The sequence below is a fragment of the Limnospira sp. genome, assembly GCF_051859755.1.
GTDB lineage: Bacteria > Cyanobacteriota > Cyanobacteriia > Cyanobacteriales > Microcoleaceae > Limnospira > Limnospira fusiformis.
On the sequence record NZ_JBIMLI010000190.1, the window covers coordinates 1 to 6,834 of the forward strand.

A 6,834-nucleotide genomic window follows, 5' to 3' on the forward strand; every position below is an offset into this window, starting at 1 on the left:
TACCGCTCGAAGGAACCCTTTCTAGCCTAGACTAGCACCATATCTTTTATTCCCTGTCAACCTGCGGAATGTAGGTTAACCATTTGGAAATAGCAGTTTTGCACTGTTCAATGATTTCAAGTGATGGGGATATTACTACAAAATCATCGGCGTATCTGATTGTTGTGGCTTGAACCACGTTTCTCTTTTTAGGATACATTGTTTCTATGAACCTAACCATTCCCAACAGTGCGATGTTGGCTAGGAGTGGACTTATTACCCCTCCCTGGGGTGTCCCTGTTTCTGTATCATCGAAAACGCCGTTATCTAGCACGCCTGCTTTGAGCCATTGTTTCAGGTCTCTCTTTAGACTGCTTGGACAATGAATTTTGGAAAGTAGGTATTCATGGTTCACGGTAAGAGCATTTTGCTATATCTGCATCCAGTATGTAATAACCTCCTTTGTTTATACTTTGAAAGATTCTGGATATTGCATCATGGGCTGACCGTCCGGGTCGGAACCCATAGCTGTTGCTTTCAAATCTCGATTCCCATTCAGGTTCGAGTGCCGATTTAACCAAGGCTTGCCTTGCTCTATCCTGGATTGTGGGTATTCCTAGAGGGCGTTTTTCATCCATTCCGGGTTTTGGAATCCACACCCGTCGCAGTGGTTTTGCTTTGAGGTTTCCCTTAATGTTCTTAACAAGCTCAAAACTTTGTCTTGGAGAGATTACTCTTACTCCATCGACTCCAGCCGTTTTCTTGCGTTGATTATCTTGGGGGGCGGGTTTATTAAGCTGACTGTTGGGAAGCATGGCTGACCGTGGAACCCGCCCCTACAGCCGCACTGCTAAGAGTCGGGCATAATATGACTTCACCAATAGACGTTGCCACCTTCTTGCCTTTGCGTCCTGTCCCGATTTAGCTGCTTGAAATATCCTCTTTTGGAGCTTAAAGACGTATCGCTGAACCTTAGCCCAGTTGATACTTCTCCATCCATTCGTAGTCTTAGTAGGTCTCCGTTTATCGAAGCCTTTACCTTCTCTCGATTTCGTCATTTTGACTCCTACTCGACTCTATCCTTGCAATCAAACCGTGACCCGTTAGCATATCCCGTCCATTACAGCCGGGCGTTGGCTTCTGGTCACATCTCACCCCCTAATAGGCATACGCTTACACTTTTTCACTACTGACTCTCTCGACCAGATTATCAGAGCCTAAAAGGGTTTATAACGTTCCGTTTATATGGGCATTCCATCTTTAGACTTGTCCTATCCACCGAGGTACTTTTAAAGGTCTGTGTAGGTAGCTTACAAATACTCCTACTTTTCCCTTTGCTCTTTTGAGCGCAGCGTATCAACCTATTTCGCTGCTTATTATTTACGATGGTTCAAGTCGGAACATTCAGATTTCCTTAGTCATGGATGGTTGGCAGTGGTCGGATTATTGGGAATAGGTTACCCTCACGCCTTCCGTTCCCCGCTTCAATCTGACGGGTTGTGTATCCTGAAACTGGGGGTGGCTATCGCCGTTACTCTTTCCCACAATCGCCCAAGTGGTTTTAATCCTCCATGTTGTATAATTGAGTATTGCGATTTTCTTTGTGGGATTGACCTTGAGTTCCCTGCCTTGCTTTCGCTTTGGGACATATAAACAGTTATGAGGATGGTCAGGAGTGCGCTCCTTATATTCAACCAAGGGGTTGAAATCCTCACCAGGCGGTTATTTCGGGTATTGCAACCCTATTTCATGCCTGAACGTCTCGCACTTGTAAAGATCAAGTAACATAACACAGACAAACTGCGTCGATCATGACTCAAATTTCTGCTAACTCTGATGTTCCGAGTATGGGACGTCGCCAATTTATGAATCTGCTGACCTTTGGTTCAGCAACCGGGGTGGCCCTAGGTGCGCTGTATCCCTTCGTCAAATATTTTATTCCTCCTTCAACTGGGGGAGCAGGTGGCGGTGTGATCGCCAAAGATGCTTTGGGTAATGATGTAGTAGTCAGCCAATTTGTGGCTACTCATAATGTAGGCGATCGCGTCTTGGCTCAAGGTCTCAAAGGTGATCCTACCTACCTAGTGATTGAAAATGATGGCAACCTGGCTGAATATGGCCTGAATGCGGTATGTACTCACCTGGGTTGTGTGGTTCCCTGGAACAGCAGCGAGAATAAATTTATCTGTCCCTGCCACGGTTCCCAGTATGATGCTACTGGTAAGGTAGTGCGTGGTCCGGCTCCCCTGTCCTTGGCGCTGGTTCACACCGAAGTTGTGGACGACAAAGTAAGTTTCATTCCCTGGACTGAAACCGATTTCCGCACCAATGAAGCTCCCTGGTGGGCTTAATTGAGACTCAGAGGGGGGATGGTAATAAGATCTATCCCCAATCTGTGATCTAATGATAATTTACATTTTGAGAGAGATAGAACATTCCGATGTCAAACACTGACCGATTCGCAATTCTGCGTCGTGGTATTGGGGCAACTTTGCGGGTGTTATTAGTTGCAGTGGCAACCGCAGGGCTGTTCCTAGCCGGGGATTTGGTATTACCCCAGAGTGCTGCGGCTTATCCTTTCTGGGCTCAGGAAACTGCCCCAGAAACTCCCAGAGAAGCTACAGGCCGTATTGTTTGTGCTAACTGCCACTTGGCTGCTAAACCTACAGAAGTAGAGGTTCCCCAGTCTGTCTTACCTGATACGGTGTTTAAGGCTGTGGTGAAAATCCCCTATGATACTAATGTACAGCAGGTGTTGGGTGATGGTAGCAAAGGCGCTCTGAATGTGGGAGCGGTGTTGATGCTTCCAGAAGGCTTTAAAATTGCTCCTGCCGATCGCATTCCTGAAGAGATCGCCGAGGAAGTCGGTGGTCTTTACTTCCAACCCTACAGTGCTGATCAAGAAAATGTGGTGATCGTTGGTCCAATTCCTGGCGATCAATACCAAGAAATTGTCTTCCCGGTTCTGTCTCCAGATCCAGCTACTGATAAGTCTATCCACTTTGGTAAATATGCCGTCTACGCTGGCGGAAACCGGGGTCGTGGTCAACTTTACCCGGCGGGTAATGCCAGCAATAACACGGTTTATAAAGCCTCTGTGGGTGGAACTATCACCAAAATTACTCAGGAAGAATATGTTGGCTACCAGGTAACTATCACTACTGCTGAGGGTGATTCTGTGGTGGAAACTGTGCCTCCTGGTCCTGAGTTGATTGTTTCTGAGGGTCAACCTGTGGCGGCTGGTGATTCATTAACCAATAATCCTAATGTGGGTGGCTTTGGTCAAGATGATACTGAAATCGTACTCCAAAGTTCGACTCGGATTCAAGGTCTGCTGGCATTTTTTGCCCTGGTGATGCTAACTCAGATTCTGTTAGTTCTCAAGAAAAAACAAGTGGAAAAAGTCCAAGCGGCTGAGATGAATTTCTAATTCTGGCTGTCCATTGGCTTCAACGTTGAAAGTCCGGGGGTAGGGTAAATAATTGATAATTAATAGTTGTTAATTGTGGATTCTGCCTCCGGCTTTCTCACTGCAAATTAATCAAATTTATCAATTTTTTAAAAGTGGCGATCGCAACGGAAACAATTAAAGCGGGAAAATTCGACTGGTTTTATCGGGAAATTAACCGGGAAGTGACAGATAAACCGCCTATCTTATTTTTACATGGGTTAATTTCTCAAAGTTACAGTTGGAGTGTAATTATGGAGGAAGTAGGCGAGAAGGGATACCGAGCGATCGCACCCGACTGGCTGGGTTCTGGATTTTCCGAGAAACCCGAAAAACGAGATTTCCCCTATACTCCAGATGCGTATATTCAAGGATTAGAAGAGTTTTTAACTACCCTAAAATTAACTAAGTTTTATTTGGTTGTTCAAGGTTTCTTAGGTTCCGTGGGGTTACAGTATGCCCTGCGACACCCAGAACAAATTGAACGGCTGTTAGTATTAAATACCCCTGTCTCTACCGAGGCAAAATTACCCTGGAAAATCAAACAGATGTCATTGCCTTTTGTCGGGGATATGATGACTCAAGACCCGTTATTAGTCGATCGCACTCTGGAGGGAGGAAGCGGTTATGTGATTGAAGATAAAGATCTCGATGTCTATCGCCGTCCGTTTCTCAAGTCTTCCTCTACCGGGCGGGCGCTCATGGCAACCATTAAGAATCTACAATTAAAGGAGGCTATGGAAGAAATTGTCTCCGGCTTCCCCAAATGGGATCATCCCACCGAGATTGTCTGGGGGACTGCTGACCCTTGGCTAGATCTGTCTATGGCTGAAAGTTTGGTCGAGAAGATTCCTGGGGCAGTATTGGTTAAACTAGATAAGGCTGGACATTATCCCCAAGACCATTGGCCCCAAGAAATCGCGGAATCCCTACTGCTATTCCTGCGAAAAAAAGCACTTTGAACCCCAAGGGCTACCCTTGACCATGGTGGGGAGCTAGTCGTGGGGATTAAGTCCCTGATTGTCTATCATACTAATTGCGAATATGACTGAAACATCCCCGAATCCGAAATTTACACCCCCAGTGGTCGAAAGTAATGTAGACCAACAAGCCTTGATTAAGCAACTTAGACGCAAAGAAGGGAGTTGGGTTGAGTGGGGTCAGGCCTGTGCTACTCTGCAAAAGTGCGGTAAAAATTCCCAGGAGATTTTTGAGGATACTGGTTTTGAACCTGTGCAACAAAATCAGGTAATTGTCGCTTCTCAGGTTTACCACTCCATGGTTAAGGGGGAAGCCTCCGAGAAGGTGCGATCGCATTTTTGGCAAAAAGGCAGCGATATCCTTTATGAACTTCGTATCCTCACCCAACCCCTGCGGGTGGCGGCGGCGGGGTTGATTCTCGAGTACAATTTAGATGCCGATGAAGCCCGAAATATCGCTAGGGCGCTGAAAGATTTTTCCCTGAGCGGGGGTATGCCGGAAGGATTTTCTACCGATGCCGGGGATATGGTAGCCTATTATTTCGCCAAATTGGCTCGCCAACAAAAGGATATCCAGGAGCGATCGCGCCTGATTGCTAAGGGTCTAAAATTTGTCAAATCTACGGCGGCTAGAAGCCAGCTAGAACAGCTTTTAACTGATTTTACGGTTTCATATCCCAAAACTGCCCCTCGCCTGCCAGTGTATCGTTTAGAGGAGTCTGAGGAACTTCCTTGTATTGTACCTGTGGCGGGGAGGTTTCCCCTCAACAAGGAGGATTGGCAAGCTGTTCCCCTGTGTGAGGCGATCGAACCTTTTGGAATCATCAAATTTAATGGAGGAGGTGCTTGGCTGGCTTTACCAGGTTGGCAGGTAGTCCGAAATTCTGAAGACCCAGTGGTGATTTTATGTCAAAGCGACCAGCTTCCTACTCCTCTCCCTGGTCAGGTTGAGGAAGTAGTTGCAGTTATTGATCGCGCAGGTAGAACATGGCAAGCAGACAGTTATTTTCTAGTGGAGATTGAGGGTCAACTAGAATTGCAATGGTTTGAGGACCAACCCGAAACGCCTCTGCTAGGCAGGGTGATTCTGATTTTGCGCCCAAAACGGATTGTCGATGAAAATCAGATGACCGATATTTGGCAAATTGAGGAATAGGGCAAAAGCACCTAGAGAGAAGATACTCGCTATTCGCGATCCAGTTATCCTACCCCGCCAGCTAGGGGCAGATTTAACGGGAACGACGCGATCGCATATTCGGGGGCAAAAAGTCAGCAGGTTCTTCCTCAATCCGATAAGGCCAGATATCAATAGGTTGAATTGAATAACGTTTCAACTCAGACCGACGATTAGATTGACCCGCCATCACCACTAAAGCGATCGCAAAAATACTACCACCCAAGACCACAGCCAGAATCACCCCCACCAGAAACCATAGCATAGCAGTTTGCAAGCCATGTCCGCCAGAATTGCCTTGAGATAAACGGTTTTGATCCAGAGTCAAATTACTAACCCGACGCTCCTGTTCTTGCAGTTGCATAGTCAGGCGTTCATTTTGCATTCGCTGCTGTTCAAGCTGAGTTGTAAGAGTTTCAATTTGAACCCGATGTCGCTCCAGTTGACTCGTTAGTTGGTCAATCTGAACCCGATGTCGTTCCAGTTGAGTAGTGATTTGTTGATTAGTCGTTTGTTGTCTTTCCCATTCTCGAAGTACATGAGACCCAGAACTTGAGGAATCAGAGGAACTAGGTGGGGGAGGTAAAGGAAAGGTGGGGATCGGAATCTGCCCATTGGGAAACGTCCCTAATGTTGACTCCGACACATTAGGCGGTGGCGGGAGAATTCCAGATGGGAAACTTGGGGGTGATGGTTCATCCTTTCCTAAAGACGATTGGTTACTAAAAAATAACCATGCGAATAGGAGTAGCATGGCTACCATTAAGGTAAACACACATCCCCATAAAAACCCCGTAGTCGGACTCATGCGTTTGGATTTCACACTTAGGCAGCTATAAGAGAATTCCAGGTTAAATCCTTTTCAACAGCCTAATGGCCTATCTAGGGTGATCAGTAGAAGAGAGACTTGCCATTGGACATCATGTACATCTCTGAATCTAACTGCTTACGAATCTAACCGAGTTGCATATTAACACGAAGCGTTTACCGTTGTCTTGGAATTGTATAGCACAAGACAGAAAAGTTAGGACGTATAATGGCCAGGATATCTACAGAAGACCAAAAATGCCAGCCCCCTACAGTTACGACCTTAGACAAAAAGTTATTAATGCCATTGAACTAGACGGTATACCCAAAACCGAAGCCAGTCAAGTTTTCCATGTCAGCAGGAACACTATCAATCTCTGGCTGCAAAGAAAAGAACACACCGGCGACTTCCTCCCTAAACCTAATCGCCCACCTGGTCATAGCCA

9 protein-coding genes are annotated in these 6,834 nt (G+C 46.3%); 5 read left to right on the plus strand and 4 right to left on the minus strand.

The window, feature by feature from the left end:
• Positions 1-46 precede the first annotated feature (46 nt).
• From ACTIE0_RS25065 to ACTIE0_RS25075, 3 genes are read right to left on the minus strand one after another with little or no spacing between them, the layout of a single operon-like run.
• Positions 47-394, minus strand: coding sequence for a reverse transcriptase/maturase family protein (locus tag ACTIE0_RS25065; RefSeq protein ID WP_008052035.1), 348 nt, complete (start codon positions 392-394; stop codon positions 47-49).
• Entirely contained in the window at positions 384-794 is a 411-nt protein-coding gene (locus ACTIE0_RS25070) for a reverse transcriptase domain-containing protein (RefSeq protein WP_006624493.1), read from the minus strand. The genes ACTIE0_RS25065 and ACTIE0_RS25070 overlap by 11 nt, the downstream gene beginning before the upstream one ends.
• 21 nt (positions 795-815) lie before the next feature.
• Positions 816-1,037, minus strand: coding sequence for a reverse transcriptase N-terminal domain-containing protein (locus ACTIE0_RS25075; protein ID WP_006624494.1), 222 nt, complete (start codon positions 1,035-1,037; stop codon positions 816-818).
• Positions 1,038-1,790: 753 nt separating this feature from the next.
• Between ACTIE0_RS25075 and petC the strand changes: the two genes are divergently transcribed.
• The 4 genes from petC (at position 1,791) to ACTIE0_RS21855 (ending at position 5,563) form a co-directional block, all read left to right on the plus strand.
• Complete coding sequence (petC, locus tag ACTIE0_RS21840) at positions 1,791-2,330, plus strand: cytochrome b6-f complex iron-sulfur subunit (RefSeq protein ID WP_006624496.1); 540 nt, start codon at positions 1,791-1,793, stop codon at positions 2,328-2,330.
• Positions 2,331-2,419: 89 nt separating this feature from the next.
• Positions 2,420-3,409: a cytochrome f gene (petA, locus tag ACTIE0_RS21845; RefSeq protein ID WP_006624497.1), complete on the plus strand. Its 990-nt coding sequence runs from the start codon at positions 2,420-2,422 to the stop codon at positions 3,407-3,409.
• A gap of 134 nt (positions 3,410-3,543) precedes the next feature.
• Complete coding sequence (locus ACTIE0_RS21850) at positions 3,544-4,389, plus strand: alpha/beta fold hydrolase (RefSeq protein ID WP_006624498.1); 846 nt, start codon at positions 3,544-3,546, stop codon at positions 4,387-4,389.
• Positions 4,390-4,471: 82 nt separating this feature from the next.
• On the plus strand, positions 4,472-5,563 hold the full coding sequence (locus ACTIE0_RS21855) for a RuBisCO accumulation factor 1 (RefSeq protein ID WP_006624499.1): 1,092 nt from the start codon (positions 4,472-4,474) through the stop codon (positions 5,561-5,563).
• A 73-nt stretch (positions 5,564-5,636) separates the two neighbouring features.
• Here the strand turns inward: ACTIE0_RS21855 and ACTIE0_RS21860 are convergent, their stop codons facing one another.
• Entirely contained in the window at positions 5,637-6,389 is a 753-nt protein-coding gene (locus tag ACTIE0_RS21860) for a DUF3450 domain-containing protein (protein WP_223064838.1), read from the minus strand.
• A gap of 257 nt (positions 6,390-6,646) precedes the next feature.
• Between ACTIE0_RS21860 and ACTIE0_RS21865 the strand changes: the two genes are divergently transcribed.
• The coding region (locus ACTIE0_RS21865) for an IS630 transposase-related protein (protein WP_439516988.1) at positions 6,647-6,834 on the plus strand (188 nt) is incomplete at its 3' end.